The organism is Thetidibacter halocola, assembly GCF_018224955.1.
GTDB lineage: Bacteria > Pseudomonadota > Alphaproteobacteria > Rhodobacterales > Rhodobacteraceae > Thetidibacter > Thetidibacter halocola.
This window is the reverse complement of the sequence record NZ_JAGTUU010000005.1, coordinates 132,987-153,537: the sequence shown is the minus strand read 5'-3', so window position 1 is coordinate 153,537 and position 20,551 is coordinate 132,987. Positions and strand designations below refer to the sequence as shown.

19 protein-coding genes are annotated in these 20,551 nt (G+C 65.8%); 7 read left to right on the top strand and 12 right to left on the bottom strand.

All coding sequences use genetic code 11. From position 1 onward, the window contains the following. Nucleotides 1-7: 7 nt before the first annotated feature. From KB874_RS13445 to KB874_RS13435, 3 genes are read right to left on the bottom strand one after another with little or no spacing between them, the layout of a single operon-like run. Nucleotides 8-1,219, bottom strand: coding sequence for a phosphopentomutase (locus KB874_RS13445; protein WP_212537319.1), 1,212 nt, complete (start codon nucleotides 1,217-1,219; stop codon nucleotides 8-10). Then, entirely contained in the window at nucleotides 1,216-2,508 is a 1,293-nt protein-coding gene (locus tag KB874_RS13440) for a thymidine phosphorylase (RefSeq protein ID WP_212537061.1), read from the bottom strand. Before KB874_RS13440 ends, KB874_RS13445 begins: the two co-directional genes overlap by 4 nt. Then, nucleotides 2,508-2,900: a cytidine deaminase gene (locus KB874_RS13435; protein WP_212537060.1), complete on the bottom strand. Its 393-nt coding sequence runs from the start codon at nucleotides 2,898-2,900 to the stop codon at nucleotides 2,508-2,510. Before KB874_RS13435 ends, KB874_RS13440 begins: the two co-directional genes overlap by 1 nt. Nucleotides 2,901-3,007: 107 nt before the next feature. Between KB874_RS13435 and KB874_RS13430 the strand changes: the two genes are divergently transcribed. From KB874_RS13430 to KB874_RS13420, 3 genes are all read left to right on the top strand, one after another. Next, a complete protein-coding gene (locus KB874_RS13430) occupies nucleotides 3,008-3,196 on the top strand; it encodes a DUF3072 domain-containing protein (protein WP_212537059.1) in 189 nt (62 codons plus the stop codon). Between the two features lie 150 nt (nucleotides 3,197-3,346). After that, nucleotides 3,347-5,626 carry an NADP-dependent malic enzyme gene (locus KB874_RS13425; protein WP_212537058.1) on the top strand — a complete coding sequence of 760 codons (2,280 nt, stop codon included), beginning with the start codon at nucleotides 3,347-3,349 and terminating at the stop codon, nucleotides 5,624-5,626. Between the two features lie 235 nt (nucleotides 5,627-5,861). Next, nucleotides 5,862-6,434 carry a GNAT family N-acetyltransferase gene (locus KB874_RS13420; RefSeq protein ID WP_212537057.1) on the top strand — a complete coding sequence of 191 codons (573 nt, stop codon included), beginning with the start codon at nucleotides 5,862-5,864 and terminating at the stop codon, nucleotides 6,432-6,434. 290 nt (nucleotides 6,435-6,724) lie between these two features. Here KB874_RS13420 and KB874_RS13415 read toward each other — a convergent pair whose 3' ends face one another. Next, nucleotides 6,725-7,117: a hypothetical protein gene (locus tag KB874_RS13415; protein WP_212537056.1), complete on the bottom strand. Its 393-nt coding sequence runs from the start codon at nucleotides 7,115-7,117 to the stop codon at nucleotides 6,725-6,727. 638 nt (nucleotides 7,118-7,755) lie between these two features. Between KB874_RS13415 and prpE the strand changes: the two genes are divergently transcribed. Continuing rightward, nucleotides 7,756-9,654 carry a propionate-CoA ligase PrpE gene (prpE, locus tag KB874_RS13410; RefSeq protein ID WP_212537055.1) on the top strand — a complete coding sequence of 633 codons (1,899 nt, stop codon included), beginning with the start codon at nucleotides 7,756-7,758 and terminating at the stop codon, nucleotides 9,652-9,654. Nucleotides 9,655-9,755: 101 nt separating this feature from the next. Beyond that, a complete protein-coding gene (locus tag KB874_RS13405) occupies nucleotides 9,756-10,295 on the top strand; it encodes a CIA30 family protein (RefSeq protein WP_212537054.1) in 540 nt (179 codons plus the stop codon). Here the strand turns inward: KB874_RS13405 and KB874_RS13400 are convergent. Then, nucleotides 10,292-11,053 (bottom strand): NAD kinase, encoded by a 762-nt coding sequence (locus KB874_RS13400; protein WP_212537053.1) that lies wholly within the window; start codon nucleotides 11,051-11,053, stop codon nucleotides 10,292-10,294. The genes KB874_RS13405 and KB874_RS13400 overlap by 4 nt on opposite strands. Nucleotides 11,054-11,218: 165 nt before the next feature. Between KB874_RS13400 and glyA the strand changes: the two genes are divergently transcribed. Beyond that, nucleotides 11,219-12,514 carry a serine hydroxymethyltransferase gene (gene glyA / locus KB874_RS13395; RefSeq protein ID WP_212537052.1) on the top strand — a complete coding sequence of 432 codons (1,296 nt, stop codon included), beginning with the start codon at nucleotides 11,219-11,221 and terminating at the stop codon, nucleotides 12,512-12,514. A 115-nt stretch (nucleotides 12,515-12,629) separates the two neighbouring features. Here the strand turns inward: glyA and KB874_RS13390 are convergent, their stop codons facing one another. After that, nucleotides 12,630-13,802 carry a phenylacetate--CoA ligase family protein gene (locus tag KB874_RS13390; protein WP_212537051.1) on the bottom strand — a complete coding sequence of 391 codons (1,173 nt, stop codon included), beginning with the start codon at nucleotides 13,800-13,802 and terminating at the stop codon, nucleotides 12,630-12,632. A 104-nt stretch (nucleotides 13,803-13,906) separates the two neighbouring features. Between KB874_RS13390 and KB874_RS13385 the strand changes: the two genes are divergently transcribed. After that, the gene (locus KB874_RS13385) at nucleotides 13,907-14,725 is read left to right on the top strand and encodes a hypothetical protein (protein WP_212537050.1); all 819 of its coding nucleotides are present in this window, start codon (nucleotides 13,907-13,909) and stop codon (nucleotides 14,723-14,725) included. A gap of 101 nt (nucleotides 14,726-14,826) precedes the next feature. Here KB874_RS13385 and KB874_RS13380 read toward each other — a convergent pair whose 3' ends face one another. The 6 genes from KB874_RS13380 to KB874_RS13355 form a co-directional block, all read right to left on the bottom strand. Further along, nucleotides 14,827-15,651: an ABC transporter ATP-binding protein gene (locus tag KB874_RS13380; protein WP_212537049.1), complete on the bottom strand. Its 825-nt coding sequence runs from the start codon at nucleotides 15,649-15,651 to the stop codon at nucleotides 14,827-14,829. Between the two features lie 96 nt (nucleotides 15,652-15,747). Next, a complete protein-coding gene (locus KB874_RS13375; RefSeq protein ID WP_212537048.1) occupies nucleotides 15,748-17,046 on the bottom strand; it encodes an ABC transporter substrate-binding protein in 1,299 nt (432 codons plus the stop codon). Between the two features lie 64 nt (nucleotides 17,047-17,110). Beyond that, on the bottom strand, nucleotides 17,111-18,187 hold the full coding sequence (locus tag KB874_RS13370) for a branched-chain amino acid ABC transporter permease (protein ID WP_212537047.1): 1,077 nt from the start codon (nucleotides 18,185-18,187) through the stop codon (nucleotides 17,111-17,113). A gap of 90 nt (nucleotides 18,188-18,277) precedes the next feature. Then, a complete protein-coding gene (locus KB874_RS13365; protein ID WP_212537046.1) occupies nucleotides 18,278-18,538 on the bottom strand; it encodes a hypothetical protein in 261 nt (86 codons plus the stop codon). A gap of 100 nt (nucleotides 18,539-18,638) precedes the next feature. Beyond that, complete coding sequence (locus tag KB874_RS13360) at nucleotides 18,639-19,592, bottom strand: branched-chain amino acid ABC transporter permease (protein ID WP_212537045.1); 954 nt, start codon at nucleotides 19,590-19,592, stop codon at nucleotides 18,639-18,641. A gap of 91 nt (nucleotides 19,593-19,683) precedes the next feature. Continuing rightward, nucleotides 19,684-20,439 carry an ABC transporter ATP-binding protein gene (locus KB874_RS13355; protein WP_249200502.1) on the bottom strand — a complete coding sequence of 252 codons (756 nt, stop codon included), beginning with the start codon at nucleotides 20,437-20,439 and terminating at the stop codon, nucleotides 19,684-19,686. Nucleotides 20,440-20,551 lie beyond the last annotated feature (112 nt).

The following is a 20,551-nucleotide window of genomic DNA, read 5'->3' as shown; positions in this document are numbered from 1 at the left end:
GCTTCCCTTACAGAAAGGAGTGTCCCGGCCCCTGCGCCGGCACCCCCAGATGCGCGGCGATGCTCGCCGCCACGTCAGTGAATGCCACCAGCCCCAGGCAGCCGGCACCGAGGCCCGCCACCAGCACCGGCACGCGTTCTCGCGTGTGGTCGGTGCCGCTCCAGCTTGGATCGTTGCCATGATCGGCGGTCAACAGCAGCATGTCGCCCGCGCGCAGGCGCGCCAGCAGGCGACCCAGTTCGGCATCGAACCATTCGAGGTGCCGCGCATAGCCCGCGATGTTGCGGCGATGGCCGTAAAGACTGTCGAACTCGACGAAATTGGCGAAGATCAGGCTGCCGTCCTCAGCCGTGTCGACCAGGTCGGCAAGGTGCCTCATCAGCGTTGCATCGTCGCCCTTGCGCACCTCGTCGATGCCGGTCATCGAAAAGATGTCGCCGATCTTGCCCACCGCATAGACGCGCCGTCCGGCATCCTGCACCCAGTTGGTCAGCACCGGCGCGGGCGGCCTGATCGCGTAGTCGTGCCGGTTGGTCGTGCGGGTGAACCCGCCCGGCTGGCCCACGAAGGGCCGCGCGATCACCCGGCCCACGCGCATCGTGTGCAGGTGCGGCGCCAGCGTCTGGCACAGGGTCAGCAACCGATCGAGGCCGAACGCCTCTTCGTGGGCGGCGATCTGGAATACGCTGTCAGCAGAGGTGTAGCAGATTGGGCGACCCGTCTTCAGGTGCTCTTCGCCGAACTGCTCGATCATGACCGTTCCGGAGCCGTGGCAATTGCCAAGGATGCCGTCCACCCCCGCGATTTCGCAGACTTTCGCCACCAGATCGTCAGGAAAGGCGGGCACGGTGTCGGGGAAATAGGTCCAGTCCCAGGGCACGGGCAGCCCCGCCAGTTCCCAGTGTCCCGAGGGCGTGTCCTTGCCCGGCGAGATCTCCGTCGCCGCGCCCCAGCGCCCGGTTGTGGCGGCCGGCTCATGGCCAGACGGGGCAAGGCCGCTTGCGAGGTGAAGCGCGTGGAACAGGCCTAGCCGGTCCAGGTTCGGCACGGCCAGCGGCCCGCTGCGCCTGTCCTCGGCCCGACCCTCGGCGCAGGCCATCGCGATATGACCCAGCGTGTTCGCGCCGGTGTCCGGGCGGCCGGCGTTGAAGAACGCCCCAGCATCCGGGGCACCGCCGATGCCCACCGAATCCATCACCACCAGGAAGGCGCGCATCAGCCGATCCTTTCCAGCACCAGCGGTGCGGGATGCGCCTCGGTCTCGCCGATGGCGATGGCGGCCAGGACGGCGCGCTCGGCCTCGTCGGCCTGCGCGACGCGGGCCGCGTGGATGCGCACCAGCGGCGCGCCCTTGTCCAGCCGGTCGCCCAGCCGCACCACCTCGGACAGACCCACCATCGGGTCGATGCGGTCGGTTTCCACCTGCCGCCCGCCACCCAGACGCACCACGGCAAGGCCCAGCGCCTCGCCGTCGATCCGGCCCACGATGCCGGCGCGCGGCGCAGGCACCTCGCGGATGACCGGTGCCTCGGGCAGGAAGCGGCGCCAGTGCTCGACGAAGTCGCGCGGGCCGCCCAGGCCAAAGACCATCTTGCCGAACCGCTCTGCCGCCGCGCCAGACGAGATCGCCTCGCGCAGCGCCTTTTCGCCATCCTTGATCCCGGCATTGGCCAGCACCTCGGCGCCCAGCGCCACGGACAACTCGTGCAGCGGCCCGGTGTCGAGGCCGGTCAGCACGCGCATGGCGGAATCGACCTCGAGCGTGTTGCCCAGGTTGGAGGCCAGCGGCTGGTCCATCGCCGTCATCAGGACCGAGGTCCTGCACCCGGCCGCGTTTGCCGTGTCCACCATCGCGCGGCTCAGGGCGCGGGCATCTTCGGGTGTCTTCATGAAGGCGCCCGAGCCCACCTTGACGTCCAGCACCAGCGCCTGAAGACCCGCCGCCAGTTTCTTGGAGAGGATCGAGGCGCAGATCAGGTCGAGGCTTTCAACCGTGGCGCTGACGTCGCGCACCGCATAAAGCCGCTTGTCTGCGGGCGCGACCTGGGCGCTGGCCCCGACGATGGCGCAGCCGGCATCCGCCACCACCTTGCGGAACAGGCGTTCGTCGGCCGCCGTGGCATAGCCGGGAATGGCATCGAGCTTGTCGAGGGTGCCGCCGGTGTGGCCAAGCCCGCGCCCCGAGATCATCGGCACGTAGACGCCACAGGCGGCCAGCGCCGGGGCCAGAACGAGGCTGGTGCAATCCCCCACCCCGCCGGTCGAATGCTTGTCGACCACCGGCCCGGGCAGGTCCCAGCCCATGACATGTCCCGAGTCGCGCATCGCCAGCGTCAGCGCCACGCGCCCCTCCTCGGACAATCCGCGCAGGCAGACGCCCATGGCGAACGCCCCCGCCTGCGCATCGCTGACGGTGCCGTCGGCAAGGCCGCGCGCGAACCACGCCAGCGCCTCTGGCGAGGGTTCCTCGCCCTTGCGCAGGCAGGCGATGACGCTGCGTGCGTCCATCACACGCGCTCCATGTGGGATTTCGAGAAGGCGCCGGGCAGCAACTCGGCCACGGTCACGGGCTGTTCGGCCCCGTCCACAGTGGCCAGCGTCACCACCACGTCGCGGCGGGCGAATTCCGCCAGTTTCTGCCGGCATCCGCCGCAGGGCGGCACCGGGTGTTCGGCATCGGCGATGACATAGGCCTCGGCGATCTCGGTCTCGCCGGCGGCCACCATCGCGGCGATGGCCCCGGCCTCGGCGCAGGTGCCCTCGGGATAGGCCACGTTCTCGACGTTGCAGCCGACATAGACATTGCCCGAAGGCGTGCGCAGCGCCGCCCCCACCTTGTAATGCGAGTAGGGAACATAGGCGTTCTCGCGGACCGCGCGGGCGGCATCCCTGAGTGACATGGCGGCTCCCTCTTTCTCCGGGCCTTCAATCTGGAAGGGTGGCATCCCGATTGCAAGCGGAACCCGGGACCTGTCCACAGCGTTTTTCATCCCAAAGGAGAACTGACATGAAAACCGCGTATGACATCAACGGTCCCGCACGGGGCCGGACCTTCGACCCGCAGGCCCGGATGACCGAGGCTCAGGCAGAGCACCTGCGCGCCCTTTCCGAGCGGCTTGGCGAACCGTTCGACGGCAGCCTGTCCGAGCGTCAGGCAGCGCGCCGGATCGCCGCCCTCGAGGAGATCGCGGACTGATCCCTGCCGCCGGGCGCATGGCCGTCATGCGCCCGGCCCGGCCAAATTGGTATTTTCAAATTTCCCTGCAAGCTGCTAAGCCGCCCCCGGGGCTGACGCCTGCCCCACGGTTAGTTTAACACTAAACCATCTCAGGGGAGGAGCCCGCCCATGTCCGATTCAACCAACGAGACGCTTCGCCAGGCAGCCCTGTTCTACCACGAATATCCCAAGCCCGGGAAACTCGAGATCCGGGCGACCAAGCCGCTGGCAAACGGCCGCGACCTCAGCCGTGCCTACAGTCCCGGCGTCGCCGAAGCCTGCCTCGAGATCAAGGCCGACCCCGCGAACGCCGCCCGCTACACCGCCAAGGGCAACCTGGTGGCGGTGGTCTCCAACGGCACCGCGGTGCTGGGGCTGGGCAACATCGGCGCGCTGGCATCCAAGCCGGTGATGGAGGGCAAGGCCGTCCTGTTCAAGAAATTCGCCAATATCGACTGCTTCGACATCGAGGTGAACGAGGCCGACCCGGAAAAGCTGGCCGACATCGTCTGCGCGCTGGAGCCTACATTCGGCGCGATCAACCTCGAGGACATCAAGGCGCCGGACTGTTTCATCGTCGAAAAGCTGTGCCGGGAGCGAATGAACATCCCCGTCTTCCACGACGACCAGCACGGCACGGCGATCGTGGTGGGCGCGGCGGCGATGAACGCGCTGCATGTCGCGGGCAAGGACTGGGGCGACATCAAGGTGGTCTCGACGGGCGGCGGCGCGGCGGGCATCGCCTGCCTCAACATGCTGGTCAAGCTGGGCGTCAAGCGCGAGAACATCTGGCTGTGCGACATCCACGGGCTGGTCTACGAGGGCCGCGCCGAGGACATGAACCCGCAGAAGGCGGCCTTTGCCCAGCCCTCTGACCTGCGCACTCTGGATGACGTGATGGACGGGGCGGACCTGTTCCTGGGCCTGTCGGGCCCAAGGGTGCTGACGCCGGCCATGGTGCAGAAGATGGCGGCGCGGCCGATCATCTTTGCGCTGGCCAACCCGACGCCGGAAATCATGCCGGACGAGGCGCGCGCCGTCTCGCCCGACGCGATCATCGCCACCGGGCGCAGCGACTATCCAAACCAGGTCAACAACGTCCTGTGTTTCCCTTTCATCTTCCGGGGCGCGCTGGATGTGGGCGCGACCACGATCAACGACGAGATGGAAATCGCCTGTGTCGAGGGGATCGCCGCCCTCGCCCGCGCCACCACCAGCGCCGAGGCCGCCGCTGCCTATCGCGGCGAGCAGCTGACCTTCGGCGTCGACTACCTGATCCCGAAACCTTTCGACCCGCGCCTGTCTGGCGTCGTCTCGACCGCCGTGGCCAAGGCCGCGATGGAGAGTGGCGTGGCGATGCGCCCGCTGGATGACCTGGCCGCCTACAAGCGCAAGCTGGATGCCAGCGTCTACAAGTCCGCGCTGCTGATGCGCCCGGTCTTCGAGGCCGCCGCCACCGCCAGCCGCCGCATCGTCTTTGCCGAGGGCGAGGACGAGCGCGTGCTGCGCGCGGCGCAGGCGATTCTCGAGGAGACCACCGAAAAGCCGATCCTGATCGGCCGCCCCGAGGTGATCGAGGCGCGCTGCGAACGCTACGGCCTGACGGTGCGGCCAGTGCGCGATTTCGAGATCGTGAACCCGGAAAACGACCCCCGCTATCGCGACTATTGGGAAACCTATCACCACCTGATGGCCCGGCGCGGCGTGACGCCCGACCTGGCCCGCGCGATCATGCGCACCAACTCCACGGCCATCGGCGCGGTGATGGTGCATCGCGGCGAGGCGGAAAGCCTGATCTGCGGTACGTTCGGCGAATTCCGCTGGCATCTGAACTACGTCACGCAGGTCCTGGGCACCGAGACTCTGCACCCGCACGGCGCGCTGTCCATGATGATCCTCGAGGACGGGCCGCTGTTCATCGCCGACACCCATGTGCGCAGCCTGCCCACGCCTGCCGAGCTGGCGCAAACGGCCATCGGCGCCGCCCGCCACGTGCGCCGCTTCGGCCTGCAACCCAACATCGCCTTCTGTTCGCAATCGCAGTTCGGCAACCAGTCCGAGGGCTCCGGCCAGCGCCTGCGGGATGCCATCGCGCTGCTGGATTCGACCGAACGGGATTTCTGCTATGAAGGCGAGATGAACGTGGACGCCGCGCTGGACCCGGACCTGCGCGAGCGCCTGTTCCCCGGCAACCGGATGAAAGGCTCGGCCAACGTGCTGATCTTTGGCCATGCCGACGCCGCCTCGGCCACGCGCAACATCCTCAAGATGAAGGCCGGCGGGCTGGAGGTTGGGCCGATCCTGATGGGCATGGGAAACCGCGCCCATATCGTGACCCCTGCCATCACCGCGCGCGGGCTGCTGAACATGGCGGCGATCGCCGGCACGCCGGTCACGCATTACGGCTGACCGGCCAATGACCGACCGGGCGAGGCACCCTTGATCCTGGCCCCTTGCCCTTCGTGGGGCGGGACTCGGACAGCATGACACAGACAATACCGCCGCTTCGCAGAAGCGCAGGACGGTAATTCGGGAAACGCGCCGAAAAAGGGCTTTTCGCCAGCACCCTGACCGTGCGACCCTTGCCGTGAGGTCGGCGCTATCGACAGAGCTGCGGAATTGCTTTCGGAACCGGGAAGACAAGATGGACATTCATCCGGCACGCGTGGACCAATTTGACCAGGTCGTGAGCTTGCTGACGGTTGCCTTCGTGGACGATCCCGTCTGCCGTTATCTCTATCCGGATCTGGGACAGTATCTGAGGCACTTCCCCGACTACGTTCGTATCTATGGAACGCCGGGCCTTCACCAAGGCGGGACGCATCTGCTGGACAATGCTGGTGCGACGCTTTGGGTTCCTCCCGACGCGCATCCTGACGAATCCGCGCTGGACGATCTGCTGGCGCGCAGCGTCGCCGACGACGCCAAGCCGGAACTGTTCGAAGTCTACGCGGAATTCGATCGTGCGCATCCGAAAGAACCGCATTGGTTCCTGCCCCTCATGGGCGTCGACCCGGTCGCCCGGGGCCAAGGGATTGGCGCGGCGCTCATGGCATACGGGCTCGACATCTGCGACCGGGATGGAACGCTCGCCTATCTGGAGTCGACCAAGCCCGAAAACATTCCGTTCTACGAGCGCTTCGGTTTCACCCGCGACCATGTGATCGACGTCGGCGGACACCCACCCGTCACGACAATGGTACGGCCGCCACGCTGAGAGCCCTCGACCCGCGCTTGTGCAGAGCGCGACGAGTTAGTCTTTCTACCGGAGGCCAGATGTCGTGAAGCCCGGGTTGAGCGGCAAGACGAAGGATCGTTGCTCCGGGTCAGTGCCCCATCATACCACGGGATGGTCAATCTGCGAGGAGTCGGTCCCCGACCCAAGCCCCTTACGAGATGTGTTGCCGGTCGCGCGTCACTGCCTTCGAAACCAGCCGCCGGGCAAGGGCCATTTCGAGCCCACAGTGGTTTCATGGCTGATCGATCAGCCGATCATGTCCAGAGTCGTCACGGTTGGTCGGTTTTCTGCGCGGTGACTTCAGAAGCCCATTTCTCTCGCATGGAACAGGCTTCCAGAACCGGAAACCCGGCAATCTGTTGGTCGAGAAAAGCCTGAAACCCGGCGCCACAAGTGTGACGCACGACAGACCACATGGCGCGGACGCCGGGCTGGGATGCGATCTGTTCCCGGATGGTGGCGGCGTAGCCCCTGTAGGCGTCCGCATCGATCATTCGCTGGCGGTATGGGTAGTGCTGGTTCTCACATCCCATGAAGATCGCCCGGCACAAGAAGAAGAACTGGCCAAATTCTTCGCCGGTCAGATCTTCCCGTCCCGCTGCCCCCTTGGCATAGCTCTTGCCATAAGGGGGCCGCCCGCCATCGCGAAGAAATCCTGCCAATAGGCAGCGCTCGCCTGGAGCGTCGCGGCTCCCGATGTGATCGTGCTGTGCCTGATTTCCAGTCCGACAAAGATCAGAGAGGCCACGACGGCTAACGCCCCGATGATCTGGGCCATAATTTCAGGATCCGACAGCGAGATTTCCAAACCCTCCGGATTGAAAAGACCACATTCATCGTGCGTCCCCGTCCATGGAATTTACGGCAATGCAAAGCCAAAGCCATAGGGTTGATAAATCCACGTCAGATTATCCGGCGCGCGGAAAGGCCGCGTGGTCCGCATTGCGGATACCCATGTTGAGAACTGTCCACGCAGAAACCTGCGCGGGCATGTATATTGTTTGATGCCGGTGCACAGCGCGAAAGCCATGCCCATGCAACACATCTGGCAGCGGGTCGGCCCCTGACCGGAAGCCTTTTGGCGACTCGGGGAGGCTGTGGATTTTGCAGGCGGACTTTGCAGCTTGGCAAACCGGTGCCGACTTCGCGCATGATCCGCAAACTCTCGCGGAGTTTGCAAAGTTTTTTCCGGCTTTCTGCAAAGATTCTGCGGCATGCCGTCGCCTGTTTGCGCAACCCGCTTGCCCGATGCGCCCCCGCAGCCGTATCCCGGATGCAATCGCTCGGAGGAGGACGACGCATGGGCTATAAAGACGTATACGCGGGCTGGAAGGCCGATCCCGAAACCTTCTGGATGGAGCAGGCCAAGGGCATCGATTGGGTCGAGGCCCCGAAGCAGGCTTTGTTCGACCGTGGCGACCACCTGTATGAATGGTTCGCCGACGCCAAGGTGAACACCTGCTGGAACGCCGTAGACCGGCACGTGGAAAACGGCCGGGGCGAGCAGACCGCGATCATCTACGACAGCCCGGTCACCCATACCAAGCGCGAGATCTCCTATGTCGAGTTGCGCAACCGTGTCGCCAACCTTGCCGGCGCGCTGCGGGCCAAGGGCATCGAGAAGGGCGACCGCGTCATCATCTACATGCCGATGATCCCCGAGGCGCTGGAGGCGATGCTGGCCTGCGCCCGTCTTGGCGCAGTGCACTCGGTGGTCTTCGGCGGTTTCGCGGCGCATGAACTGGCCGTCCGCATCGACGATGCGAAACCCAAGGCGATCATCGCCGCCTCCTGCGGGATGGAGCCGGGCCGCGTGGTGCATTACAAGCCGCTGCTCGACGGCGCCATCGAGCAGGCGACGCACAAACCCGAGTTTACCGTGATCTTCCAGCGCGAGCAGGAAGTCGCCAAGCTGATCGAGGGGCGCGACTACAACTGGCACGGGTTCCAGTATGGGGTCGAGCCCGCCGAATGCGTGCCCGTCGAGGGCAACCACCCGGCCTACATCCTCTACACCTCCGGCACCACCGGCCAGCCCAAGGGCGTCGTGCGGCACACCGCCGGGCACCTCGTGGCGCTGAACTGGTCGATGAAGAACATCTACAATGTCGAACCGGGAGAGGTCTTCTGGGCGGCATCCGACGTCGGCTGGGTCGTGGGCCATTCCTACATCTGCTACGGCCCGCTGATCCACGGCAACACCACCATCGTCTTCGAGGGCAAGCCCGTAGGCACCCCCGATGCGGGCACGTTCTGGCGGGTGATCTCGGAACACAAGGTAAAGTCCTTCTTCACCGCGCCGACCGCCTTCCGCGCGGTGAAACGCGAGGACCCCAAGGGCGAGTTCTTGAAGAAATCCGACCTGTCCGGCCTACGCGCGGTCTACCTGGCCGGCGAGCGCGCCGACCCCGACACGATCAAGTGGGCACAGGACCAGTTGAAGGTTCCGGTGATCGACCATTGGTGGCAGACCGAAACCGGCTGGGCCATCGCCGCGAACCCGCTGGGGATCGAGGAACTGCCGATCAAGCTGGGCAGCCCCTCGGTGCCGATGCCGGGTTATGACGTGAAGATCCTCGACGAGGCGGGCCATCCGATGAAGCCGGGCGAACTGGGCGCCATCGCGGTCAAGCTGCCGCTGCCCCCGGGCACGCTGCCGACGCTGTGGAACGCCGAAGGCCGGTTCCGCAAGAGTTACCTGGAGCACTTCCCCGGCTACTACGAGACGGGAGATGCCGGCATGATCGACGAGGACGGATACCTCTACATCATGGCGCGCACCGACGACGTCATCAACGTGGCGGGCCACCGCCTGTCCACCGGCGCGATGGAAGAGGTGCTGGCCTCGCACCCCGATGTCGCGGAATGCGCGGTGATCGGCGTCGCGGACGAGCTGAAGGGCCAGCTGCCGCTGGGCTTTCTCTGCCTGTCCTCGGGGGTGAACCGCCCGCATGACGAGATCGTCTCGGAATGCGTCAAGCTGGTGCGCCAGCAGATCGGCCCGGTCGCGGCGTTCAAGCTGGCCTGCGTGGTCGACCGCCTGCCCAAGACCCGCTCGGGCAAGATCCTGCGCGCGACGATGGTCAAGATCGCCGACAGCGAGACGTTCAAGATGCCCGCGACAATCGACGATCCCGCAATCCTGGACGAGATCCGCGAGGCGCTGAAGGCGCTGGGCTTCGCCAAGGAACCCGCCTGACGGTCCAACCCGTCCGATCACGCGGCCGCCGGTTTCCCGACCGGCGGTCAATTCGCGGTCCAGCCCCTCGGAAACGGTGCCAACCGCCCTATATGCTCAGCATGAAACGCCTCATCCTCGCCCTCATGCTGCTGACCGCCATGCCGCTTTCCGCCGATCCGCTCCGCCTGTCCGACCTGTCGGACCCGGCAGAGGCACGGCAATGGCGGTTCTTCACCGACGGGGTGATGGGCGGCGTCTCGACCGGGCAGGCGGTGTTCGAAGACGGACACCTGAAGCTGACCGGTGACGTCTCCACCGCCAACAACGGCGGCTTCATACAGGTCCGGCGCGAGGCGCTGGCCCTGCCCGAAGGCACCGAGGCGCTGCGCATCCGCGTCAAGGGCAACGGCCAGGCCTATTACCTGCACCTGCGCACCTCGGCGACGCTGCTGCCCTGGCAATATTACCAGGCCAGCTTCACCGCGCCGCGCGACTGGACAGAGATCACCCTGAAGCTGAGCGACTTTCGCCCCTCGGGCCGGATGCTGCCGGGCACGCCCCGGGCCGGCGCGGTGCGGTCTGTAGCGCTGGTGGCCTACGGGCGCGACCATGCGGCCCGCGTCAGCCTGTCGGGCCTCTGGGCCGAGATGCCACGCTAGACAAATTGCTCGCGGATCAGGCGTTCTTCCAGCCCGTGGCCAGGATCGAACATGACCCGGTGCACCACGCGCGGCTCTGACCGGATATCGACGCGCACCACGTCGCGCACCGCCCGGCTGTCGGCCTCGGCCATGACCGGGCGCTTGTCCGGGTCCAGTACCTCGAACGTCACTTGGGCCGTCTTTGGCAAGAGCGCGCCGCGCCAGCGCCGGGGCCGGAAGGCCGCCATCGCCGTCAGTGCCAGAACGTCGGACCCGATGGGCAGGATCGGCCCATGCGCCGAGTAGTTGTAGGCGGTGGATCCCGCCGGCGTCGCCACCAGCGCCCCGTCGCAGACCAGTTCCGGCATTCGCAGCTTGCCATCCACGCTGATCCGCAGCCGCGCCGCCTGCGGTCCTGCGCGAAGCAGCGAGACCTCGTTGATCGCCAGCGCCTCGTGCGTCGTGCCGTCGCGGCGCGTGGCGTGCATCGCCAGCGGGTTGATGACGGTTTCCTCGGCAGCGCGCAGCCGCTCTTCCAGCCCGTGCTCGGAATACTCGTTCATCAGGAAACCCACGGTGCCCCGGTTCATGCCGTAGACCGGGGCGGGGTTCTGTTCCGTCCGATGCAGGGTCTGCAACATGAACCCGTCTCCGCCCAGCGCGACGATCACGTCCGCGCCCTCGACCGTGTGATCGCCATAGAGCCGCGTCAAGGCCTCGCGCGAGGACTGCGCGATGGGCGCCTCGGAGGCGCAGAAAGCGATGCGAAGCGACATGGCCTGTTTCCTGATCGCGGTCGGTTCCCGCGAGACAACCACAAGTTTCCCCGAAGGACCAGCAATGCCGCGCGAAATCCACGCTGCGTCGCTTTACAGGCTTTGACGGCGCGCCACTTTCCGTTACCAGAACGCCAAATCCGAACCCTGACAGGAGGACCGGCCATGAACGCCCCCCATCGCGACGACGGCTTCTTCAGCGAAACCCTTGCTGACCGCGACCCCGAGCTTTTCGCCGCCATCACCGGCGAACTCCACCGCCAGCGCGACGAGATCGAACTGATCGCGTCAGAGAACATCGTCAGCCGCGCCGTGATGGAGGCGCAGGGCTCTGTGATGACCAACAAGTACGCCGAGGGCTACCCGGGCCGCCGCTACTATGGCGGCTGCGACTGGGTCGACGTGGCGGAAAACCTCGCCATCGAGCGCGCCTGCAAGCTGTTCGGCTGCTCCTTCGCCAACGTCCAGCCCAACTCGGGCAGCCAGGCCAACCAGGGCGTATTCCAGGCGCTGCTGCAACCGGGCGACACGATCCTCGGCATGAGCCTCGATGCCGGCGGCCACCTGACGCATGGCGCCGCGCCCAACCAGTCGGGCAAGTGGTTCAACGCGATCCAGTATGGCGTGCGCAAGCAGGACAACCTGATCGACTATGACGAGGTCCAGCGCCTCGCGACCGAGCACAAGCCGAAACTCATCATCGCCGGTGGCTCGGCCATCCCGCGCCAGCTCGACTTTGCCAAGTTCCGCGAGATCGCCGACAGCGTTGGCGCCTACGTGCTGGCCGACGTCGCGCATTTCGCGGGCCTGATCGCGGCGGGCGTCTACCCCTCGCCCTTCCCGCATTGCCACGCGGTCACCACGACCACGCACAAGACCCTGCGCGGCCCGCGCGGCGGCATGATCCTGACCAATGACGAGGCGCTGGCCAAGAAGTTCAACAGCGCCATCTTCCCGGGCATCCAGGGCGGTCCGCTGATGCATGTGATCGCCGCCAAGGCCGTGGCCTTTGGCGAGGCGCTGCAACCGGGCTTCAAGACCTACCAGAAGCAGGTGATCGCCAACGCGCAGGCGCTGGCCGACCAGTTGCACAAGGGTGGGCTGGACACCGTCACCCACGGCACCGACTGCCATGTCCTGCTGGTCGACCTGCGGCCCAAGGGCGTCAAGGGCAACGCCACCGAAAAAGCGCTGGGCCGCGCGCATATCACCTGCAACAAGAACGGCGTGCCCTTCGATCCCGAAAAGCCCACCGTGACCTCGGGCATCCGCCTGGGCTCGCCCGCCGGCACCACGCGCGGCTTCGGCGAGGCCGAGTTCCGCCAGATCGGCGACTGGATCATCGAAGTCGTGGATGGCCTCGCTGCCAATGGCGAGGAAGGCAATGCCGCCGTCGAGGCCAAGGTGAAGGCCGAGGTCGAGGCGCTCTGCAAGCGTTTTCCGATCTATCCGGGCCTCTGAGGCGCAGGCTCTGGAAACGCCTCCGCGCTTCTTCTGGCCATAAAGATCCCAGGGGGTTCCAAGGGGGGCAAAGCCCCCCTTGGTTGGTCGCCGCGCGAGAGCGCGGCGGAACCAGTCAATCGTATTTCCGCGCGTCCTCGATCACCAGCCCGTCGCGCGGCAGGCCGCCCGGCGGCACCAGTTCCACGCGCCCCTTCAGCTTGAGCACATCGGCGACGGAGGCCTCGAAGCGGGCCGGATCGTGCGCCTCGGTCTCGATTCGCACGGTCATCACGTCCATCTCGCCGTCGCGGCTGGCGATGACGCGGGCGCGGGCGATCTCGACATGGCGGGCGACCAGTTGCGCCACCTGCTCGGGACGGACGAACATGCCCTTGATCTTGGTCGTCTGGTCGGCGCGGCCCATCCAGCCTTTGATGCGGGTGTTGGTCCGGCCGCAGGGCGAGGTGCCGGGCAGGATCGCCGACAGGTCGCCCGTGGCGAAGCGGATCAGCGGGTAATCGGGGTTCAGCGTCGTCACCACGACCTCGCCCACCTCGCCTGCCGCCACCGGGTCGCCGGTGCCGGGCGTGACGATCTCGACGATCACGTGCTCGTCGAGGATCATCCCCTCCATCGCCGGGCTCTCATAGGCGATGTTGCCCAGGTCGGCGGTGGCGTAGCATTGCAGACAGGTGATGCCGCGATCGGCGTAATACTGGCGCAAGCTGGGGAACAGCGCGCCGCCGCCCACGCCCGCTCGGGTAATCTTGAGGCTCTCGCCCATCTCGTCGGCCTTTTCGAGGATCACCTTCAGGTAATCCGGCGTGCCGGCCCAGGCAGTTACACCCACGTCGACCGCCGCGCGCACTTGCAGTTCGGTCTGGCCCGTGCCGGCCGGCAGCACCGCCGCGCCCACCGCCCGCGCACCGGATTCAAAGATGTGCCCGGCCGGCGTCAGGTGATAGCCGAAGCAGTTCTGCACGATGTCGCCCGGCCCGATGCCGCAGGCGTTCAGGAACCGCCCCATGCGCCACCAGTCATGCGTCACGCCGCCCGGCTCGTAGATCGGCCCGGGCGACTGGAAGACATGGGCGAGGTTCGACACGGGCAGCCCGCCGAAGGGCGGCTGCGCCTTCTGCCGGGCCGAGAGATCGGACTTGCGCAGCACGGGCAGGCCCGCCAGCGCGGCGAGGTCCTGCACCGGGTCCTTGCCGGTCTTCGCCAGCTGGGCGTTCAGGGCCGCCAGCTGCGCGGTCTCGCGCGCGTCCTGGCTGCGGGTTTCCAACTCGTCGTAATAGGTGGTCATGCGACCCTCCATCGGCCTGCGCATCGGGGATTTGATCTGGAACAAGGAAGGCGCGCCGCCTCCCGTTTACGTTGAGTCAGCCTGGGCCAGCAGGAGGAGACGCCATGCCTTATTCCACCATCGATCCGCGCATCCACTTCGACGAGGAGCGCCAGATCATGGAAGCCGATTTTTCCGGTTTCAGCTTCGACAGTTCGGCGACGGTCAACCGGTTCTACGACCGGATCGAGGAGCGCATCGCGCGGACCGGCGAGGAGAAATGGTTCTTTCTCGTGAACCTGCACAACATGCGGATCGATTCCTCGGCCTGGGTCGCCTATGCCCATCGCGGCAAACAGCTGAACCTCGCGCATTCCATGGGCTCTGTCCGCTATGACGCCTCGCCCGAAACCGCGGCACAGATCCGACGCGCCGCCGATACCGAGGCCTTCGATCCCAACCTCTTCACCAACCGCGACGACGCGCTGGACCGGATCGCCGGCTTCGGCAGCAAGCGGCGGAAGCGCATCGAGCATCAGCCGAATTACACCCAGGCCGATTTCGCCCCGCGCATCGCGTTCGACCCCGCGGCGCGGATCATGGATGTCGATTTCTCGGACTTCACCTTCGTCCACTCGCGCGACGTGAACGACTTCTACGACCATATCGAGGCGCGCGTCGCCGCGAGCGGTTCGGACAAGTGGTTCTTTCTGATCAACTATGACGGTTGCCGGATCGAGCCCGCCGCCTGGGTTCAGTACGCCCATCGCGGCAAGCTGCTGAACATTGCGCATTCCATGGGCTCTGTCCGCTACGCCCCCGGGTCCGAGACCGAGGCAGAGATCCGCGCCCGGGCCGAAAGCCAGGATTTCCGTCCCAACATCCGCAACACCCGCGCCGAGGCGCTCGAGCGGATCGACGAGATGCGGCACGAGACAGCCTGACGCCGGCGCGCATGTCCGGCGTCGGAGGCGAGGGGCCAGCCCCTCGCGCTCCCCGGAGTTTTTCTGGCAAGATGAAGGGGACATGGGTCTGTTCGGGATGCTCACGCCAGCCAGCGCTTGCGGCGGCGATAGCTGCGCACGTCGCGGAAGGACTTGCGCCCCTCGTCGGACATGCCGAGGTAGAATTCCTTGACGTCCGGGTTCTCGCGCAGGTCGGCGGCGCTGCCTTCCATCACGACGCGGCCGTTTTCCAGGATGTAGCCCTGATGCGCGTAGCGCAGCGCGACGTTGGTGTTCTGTTCGGCCAGCAGGAACGAGACGCCCTCGTTCTCGTTCACCGATTTCACGATCTCGAAGATCTGTTCCACCAGCTGCGGCGCAAGGCCCATGCTGGGTTCGTCCAGCAGCACGGTCTCGGGCCGGGACATCAGTGCGCGGCCGATCGCCGTCATCTGCTGTTCACCTCCCGAGGTATAGCCCGACTGCGACTTTCGCCGCTCCTTGAGGCGCGGGAAATAGGTGTAGACCATCTCGAGATCGGCCTCGACGGCGCCCTTGCCGTCGCGGCGGGTATAGGCGCCGGTCAGCAGGTTTTCCTCGACCGTCAGGTGAGAGAAGCAATGCCGCCCCTCCATCACCTGGATCACGCCGCGCTTGACCAGTGCCGCCGGGTCCAGGTCCTGCACCCGCTCGCCCTTGTAGAGGATGCTGCCCTTGGTGACCTCGCCGCGTTCGGAATGCAGCAGGTTCGAGATCGCCTTGAGCGTGGTGGTCTTGCCCGCCCCGTTGCCGCCCAGCAGCGCGGTGATGCCACCCTTGCGGACCCCGAGGCTGACGCCCTTCAGCACGAGGATCACGTGGTTGTAGATGACCTCGATGTTGTTGACCTCGAGAAGGGCCTCGTCGGTCCGTGCGGCGTCCAGCATGAACGATCCTCCTCAGGGGCGTGCGCGCCCTGTCTGTCTTGTCGGAATTGCGGGGTCCACCGGCGACGGGTCGCGCCGCCGGTGGGGCCACGGCGATCAGTTGGTCGCCGAGCAGTTTTCATTGACCGGCCAGGGCGCGTTGGCCGAGGCGTATTCGGCCGCGTTCGTCTGCGCCAGCGCCTTGTAGCCGTCCACGTTGGCGGTCAGCAGGTCGGAGACCTTGACGAACTTCTCGCCGTCCCATTCCAGCATCCAGCCGCCCGAGTGGCCGGTATGGTCGGCGCAGGAGGTCGAGAAGGGCGGAACCATGCCGTCGAGGCCCAGTTCGGAGATGCGCTCGGCGGTCATGTTGATGTTCTCGAGGCCCCAGCGCAGCTGTTCGGCGTTGATCTCGGCGGTGCCGAAATGCGCCTGTGCCGTCGCGATACCCTCGGCGAGGATGGCCGAGATCACGATGCCGCGGCCGTAGAACACGCCCGACATTTCCTCCGCGTCGGACTTGGACAGGCCCTTGTCGACGACATGTTCCTTGATCGCGGCCATGACCGGCGCGTCCTGGTTCGGGAAGGACCACGAGATCGACTTGTAGCCCTTGGCGTCGGCGCCCGCGATCCGCAGGTCGGCGTCATGCCCCGACCACCAGACGCCTACGAAGTTCTCCATCGGGAACTTGGTCTTCACGGCTTCGGTGATGGCGCCGGCATTCATCGCGCCCCAGCCCCACATCACGACATAGTCGGGACGTTCGCGGCGGATCTGAAGCCACTGGGCCGACTGGTTCTGCATTTCCTTCAGACCGACCGGGATCGGAACCATCGAAAAGCCCTTGGCGGCAGCGAGCTGTTCCAGAACCGGGATAGGCTCCTTGCCGAAGGGATGGTCGAGATGCAGGAAGGCGATCTTCTTGCCGTCGAGCGACCCCTGGCTTTCGAGATACTGCACGATCATGTCGGCCGCATCCCAGTAGCCCGCCGGCATGTTGAAGGCCCACTGGAAGGTGGCGCCGTCCATCATCGGGCTGAAACCATAGCCGGGCGCCAGGATCGGGATCATGTCGATATTGGTCTTGGGCAGCACCTGAAGGGTGATGCCGGTCGACCAGGGCTGGGTCACGATCGCCTTGCCCTTGGTCTTTTCATAGCATTCCACGCCCTTCTCGGTGGAATAGCCGGTCTCGCATTCCTCAGCGTTGACCGGGATGCCGCCGATACCACCGTCGCGCGCGTTCAGCATCGCAAGGTAGTCCGCCTGTCCGTTCATCAGCGGAATGCCGGTGGCGGCAAAGGGGCCGGTCCGGTAGGCGAGGTTCGGTGTGTAGAGTTCCTGTGCCAAGGCTGCGCCGGCGGTGACGCCCGCGACCACTGCCGCGATGGCAAGTTTCGTGAAGTGTTTCATGTCTTTCTCCTCCCTGAGAACTGGTTCACTTCGAATGACTTAGTGCCGTGCGACCGGTCCCGCCTCAGTGCGGGAACGGCCAGATGATGAGTTTCTCGCGGATCAGCCGCCAGAGTTGCGCCAGACCGTGCGGTTCGACGATCAGGAAGAACACGATCAGGCTGCCCACGATCATGATGTTCAGATGCTCGACCGTGGCACTGTCGATCGGGATGCCCAGCGCTGCCGGCAAGAGGTTCAGCACCACCGGCAGGCCCACGATCAGGATCGCGCCCAGGTAGTTCCCCATGATCGAGCCCAGCCCGCCGATGATCGCGATGAAGAGGATGCGGAAGGACAGCGGGATGTCGAACAGGTTCGGTTCCGCCGCGCCGCGCCACATGAAGACAAAGAGAGCCCCGGCCACCCCCACGATGTAGGACGACACCGCGAAGGCGGTCAGTTTCGACTTCATCAGGTTGATGCCGATCAGTTCGGCGGCGATGTCCATGTCGCGCGTCGCCTTCCACGTCCGGCCCAGGTTGCCGCGCGTCAGGTTGATGCAGAGCATGGTCAGCAGGCTGACGATGAACAGCACGACGTAATACTGCACGATGCTCGACGCCTGCGGGCCGGCCACATAGGTGCCGAACATCTCGAGGTTCGGCACCTGGATCGCGCCAGAGGCGTTGTAGTTGTAGAGCCAGGCCCATTTCTCGAACAGCCAGACCAGGAAGAACTGCGCCGCCAGCGTCGCGATGGCCAGGTAGAAGCCCTTTATGCGCAGGCTAGGGATGCCGAAGGCCACGCCGATGCCCGCGCTGAACACGCCCGACAGCAGGATAGCCACGATCGGGTTCATCCAGGGCATGATGGTGATCATCTTGTAGCAGGCATAGGCGCCCACGCCCATGAAAGCCGCTGTGCCAAGGCTGAGTTGCCCGGCATAGCCGGTGAGGATGTTCAGCCCCAGCGCCGCCAGCGAATAGATCAGGATCGGGATCAGCAGCGTCTGAAAGGTGAACTCGCTGGCCGTCATCGGAAAGACGACCCAGGCAAGGATCAGGATGATCCCCAGCAGGAAGGCATCCTGCCGGATCGGGAACAGCGCCTGGTCCGCCTGGTAACTGGTCTTGAACTGTCCTGCGGTCCTGTAAAGCATCCGTTCCGTTCCCCTTTGCCCGCCCTGCGGCGCGGCCCTTGTCCCTTGCCCGGCGCTGCCTCTGCGGGGCGCCCCTGCCCTGTTGCCGGCTCAGCCCGCCAGGTCGCGATCCAGTTCCGTATCCGCGTCAAAGCGGGGCCGGCTGCGGCTCTTGCTGGCATAACCCGTGCGCTCGGAATGCCGCACGATCCAGAACCAGGCCCAGAGCCCCATCGCCGCGCCGAGGGCCGCCATCACCACGGCGATGGTCATCTGGCCCGGCGCCGAGGGGTCGGCCGACAGCGCGATAAAGCCGAAGGCCCAGAACCCGGACCAGGCGATGACGTTCAGAACCGCAACGACCTTGGACATCCTATACTCTCCTTGCATACAACCGGTTGCCCGGGGCTTCGTCCCTTGTCGCCTCAAACGCCCGACCGGAGCGTTTGCCGGGCCGGAACCCGGACCGGCGTCAGACCCTTTCGATGATGCGCTCTCCGAACAGCCCCTGCGGACGGAACAAGAGCACCACCAGCGCCAGCACGAAGGCGAACCAGGTCTCGGTGTTGCCGCCCATTAGCGGCTGGCCCCAGTAGATCTCGAACAGCTTTTCGAGGATGCCGATCATCAACCCTCCGATGATCGCGCCGGTGATGCTTTCAAGGCCCCCCAGCATGAGAACCGGCAGCGCCTTGTAGGCGATCACCTCCAGCGCGAAGCTGACGCCCGCCCGCGCGCCCCAGGCGATGCCCGTGACCAGCGCGATGATGCCCGCGATGAACCAGACCAGCACCCAGATCGTCTGCAGGCTGATGCCCACCGACAGCGCCGCCTGGTGATCGTCGCCCAGCGCCCGGATCGCCCGGCCCATCCGCGTGTAGTTCAGGAAGGCCAGCAGCGCGGCCACCAGCAGCGTCGCCACCACGACCACGGTGATGTCGAGATGTTGCAGGATCAGCAGCCCGCCCCAGGGTTCCAGCACCGTGTCGCCGGTGGGAATGCCCAGTTCGGCGGTGATCATCTGCTTGTTCTCGCCGCCAAAGATGATCTCGCCACCGCCGATCAGGAACAGCGTGATGCCGATGGTCGCCATGAACAGGATGATGTCGGGCTGGCCCACCAGCGGCCGCAGCACGATCCGCTCGATGCTGACGGCGAGGACGAACATCACCCCCAGCGTCATCGCCACCGCGATCCATGCCGGGATTCCATAGGCATGCAGGCCGACCAGCGTCAGCGCGGCGAACACCACCATGATCCCCTGCGCGAAGTTGAAGATGCGCGAGGACCGGAAGATCAGCACGAACCCCAGCGCGATCAGGGCATAAAGGATGCCGGACACCAGCCCCTCCCACAGCACCTGCAGCAGGAAATCGGGAGCGGAAACCATGTCCACGAAGGGCTTGATGAAGATGTCGTTCAGCATGTCTGGCGCTCCCCGCCCCGGACCTGATCCGGGGCCTCCTGGCTGGCGTGGCGGTTCCGGGTCTGGTCCGGAACACTGTCGGTCTCAGGTCTCAATGCGGCACCCCCAGGTAGGCGTCGATCACGTCCTGGTTGTTGCGCACCTCCTCGGGCGTGCCGTCGCCGATCTTCTTGCCGTAATCCATCACGACGACCCGGTCGGACAGGTCCATGACCACGCCCATGTCGTGTTCGATCAGCGCGATGGTGGTGCCGAACTCGTCGTTCACGTCCAGGATGAAGCGGCTCATGTCCTCCTTCTCCTCGACGTTCATGCCGGCCATCGGCTCGTCCAGCAGCAGGATCGACGGTTCCGCCGCCAGCGCGCGGGCCAGTTCGACCCGCTTCTTCAAGCCGTAGGGCAGACGGCCCACCGGCGTCTTGCGGATGTTCTGGATCTCGAGAAAGTCGATCACCCGCTCCACCTTCTCGCGGTTGGCGATCTCCTCGTCACGCGCCTTGCCCCACCAGATCGCCTGGCTGAGGATACCGGCATGCATATGCGTCAGCCGCCCCGTCATGACGTTGTCCAGCACCGTCATGCCCTCGAACAACGCGATGTTCTGAAAGGTCCGCGCCACGCCCATGCGTGCCACCTCGTAGGGCTTCATCGGGGGCCGTTTGGCGCCCTTGTACCAGACCTCGCCGATGGTCGGCGTGTAGAAGCCCGAGATGATGTTCAGCATGGAGGACTTGCCCGCGCCGTTCGGCCCGATGATCGCCCGGATCTCTCCCTCGCGGATGTCGAAGGAAATGTCCGAGATCGCCGTCACCCCGCCGAATTTCAGCGTGATGTTCCGCATCTCCATCAGCACGCCACCGATCTGGCGGCCATCGGCGGTAACATAGCCTTCGGTGTCCTTCACGCGCGAACCCCCATCATCATCATCTTGCCGGAAAAAACCCGGCCGGAGGGCCGGT

Bases quoted from the DNA above. Each gene is read 5' to 3' on its own strand.
- KB874_RS13440 (WP_212537061.1), bottom strand. From the start codon at position 2,508: ATGGACGCACGCAGCGTCATCGCCTGCCTGCGCAAGGGCGAGGAACCC.
- KB874_RS13435 (WP_212537060.1), bottom strand. From the start codon at position 2,900: ATGTCACTCAGGGATGCCGCCCGCGCGGTCCGCGAGAACGCCTATGTT.
- KB874_RS13430 (WP_212537059.1), top strand. From the start codon at position 3,008: ATGAAAACCGCGTATGACATCAACGGTCCCGCACGGGGCCGGACCTTC.
- KB874_RS13425 (WP_212537058.1), top strand. From the start codon at position 3,347: ATGTCCGATTCAACCAACGAGACGCTTCGCCAGGCAGCCCTGTTCTAC.
- KB874_RS13420 (WP_212537057.1), top strand. From the start codon at position 5,862: ATGGACATTCATCCGGCACGCGTGGACCAATTTGACCAGGTCGTGAGC.
- prpE (WP_212537055.1), top strand. From the start codon at position 7,756: ATGGGCTATAAAGACGTATACGCGGGCTGGAAGGCCGATCCCGAAACC.
- KB874_RS13405 (WP_212537054.1), top strand. From the start codon at position 9,756: ATGAAACGCCTCATCCTCGCCCTCATGCTGCTGACCGCCATGCCGCTT.
- KB874_RS13400 (WP_212537053.1), bottom strand. From the start codon at position 11,053: ATGTCGCTTCGCATCGCTTTCTGCGCCTCCGAGGCGCCCATCGCGCAG.
- glyA (WP_212537052.1), top strand. From the start codon at position 11,219: ATGAACGCCCCCCATCGCGACGACGGCTTCTTCAGCGAAACCCTTGCT.
- KB874_RS13390 (WP_212537051.1), bottom strand. From the start codon at position 13,802: ATGACCACCTATTACGACGAGTTGGAAACCCGCAGCCAGGACGCGCGC.
- KB874_RS13385 (WP_212537050.1), top strand. From the start codon at position 13,907: ATGCCTTATTCCACCATCGATCCGCGCATCCACTTCGACGAGGAGCGC.
- KB874_RS13380 (WP_212537049.1), bottom strand. From the start codon at position 15,651: ATGCTGGACGCCGCACGGACCGACGAGGCCCTTCTCGAGGTCAACAAC.
- KB874_RS13375 (WP_212537048.1), bottom strand. From the start codon at position 17,046: ATGAAACACTTCACGAAACTTGCCATCGCGGCAGTGGTCGCGGGCGTC.
- KB874_RS13370 (WP_212537047.1), bottom strand. From the start codon at position 18,187: ATGCTTTACAGGACCGCAGGACAGTTCAAGACCAGTTACCAGGCGGAC.
- KB874_RS13365 (WP_212537046.1), bottom strand. From the start codon at position 18,538: ATGTCCAAGGTCGTTGCGGTTCTGAACGTCATCGCCTGGTCCGGGTTC.
- KB874_RS13360 (WP_212537045.1), bottom strand. From the start codon at position 19,592: ATGCTGAACGACATCTTCATCAAGCCCTTCGTGGACATGGTTTCCGCT.
- KB874_RS13355 (WP_249200502.1), bottom strand. From the start codon at position 20,439: ATGGAGATGCGGAACATCACGCTGAAATTCGGCGGGGTGACGGCGATC.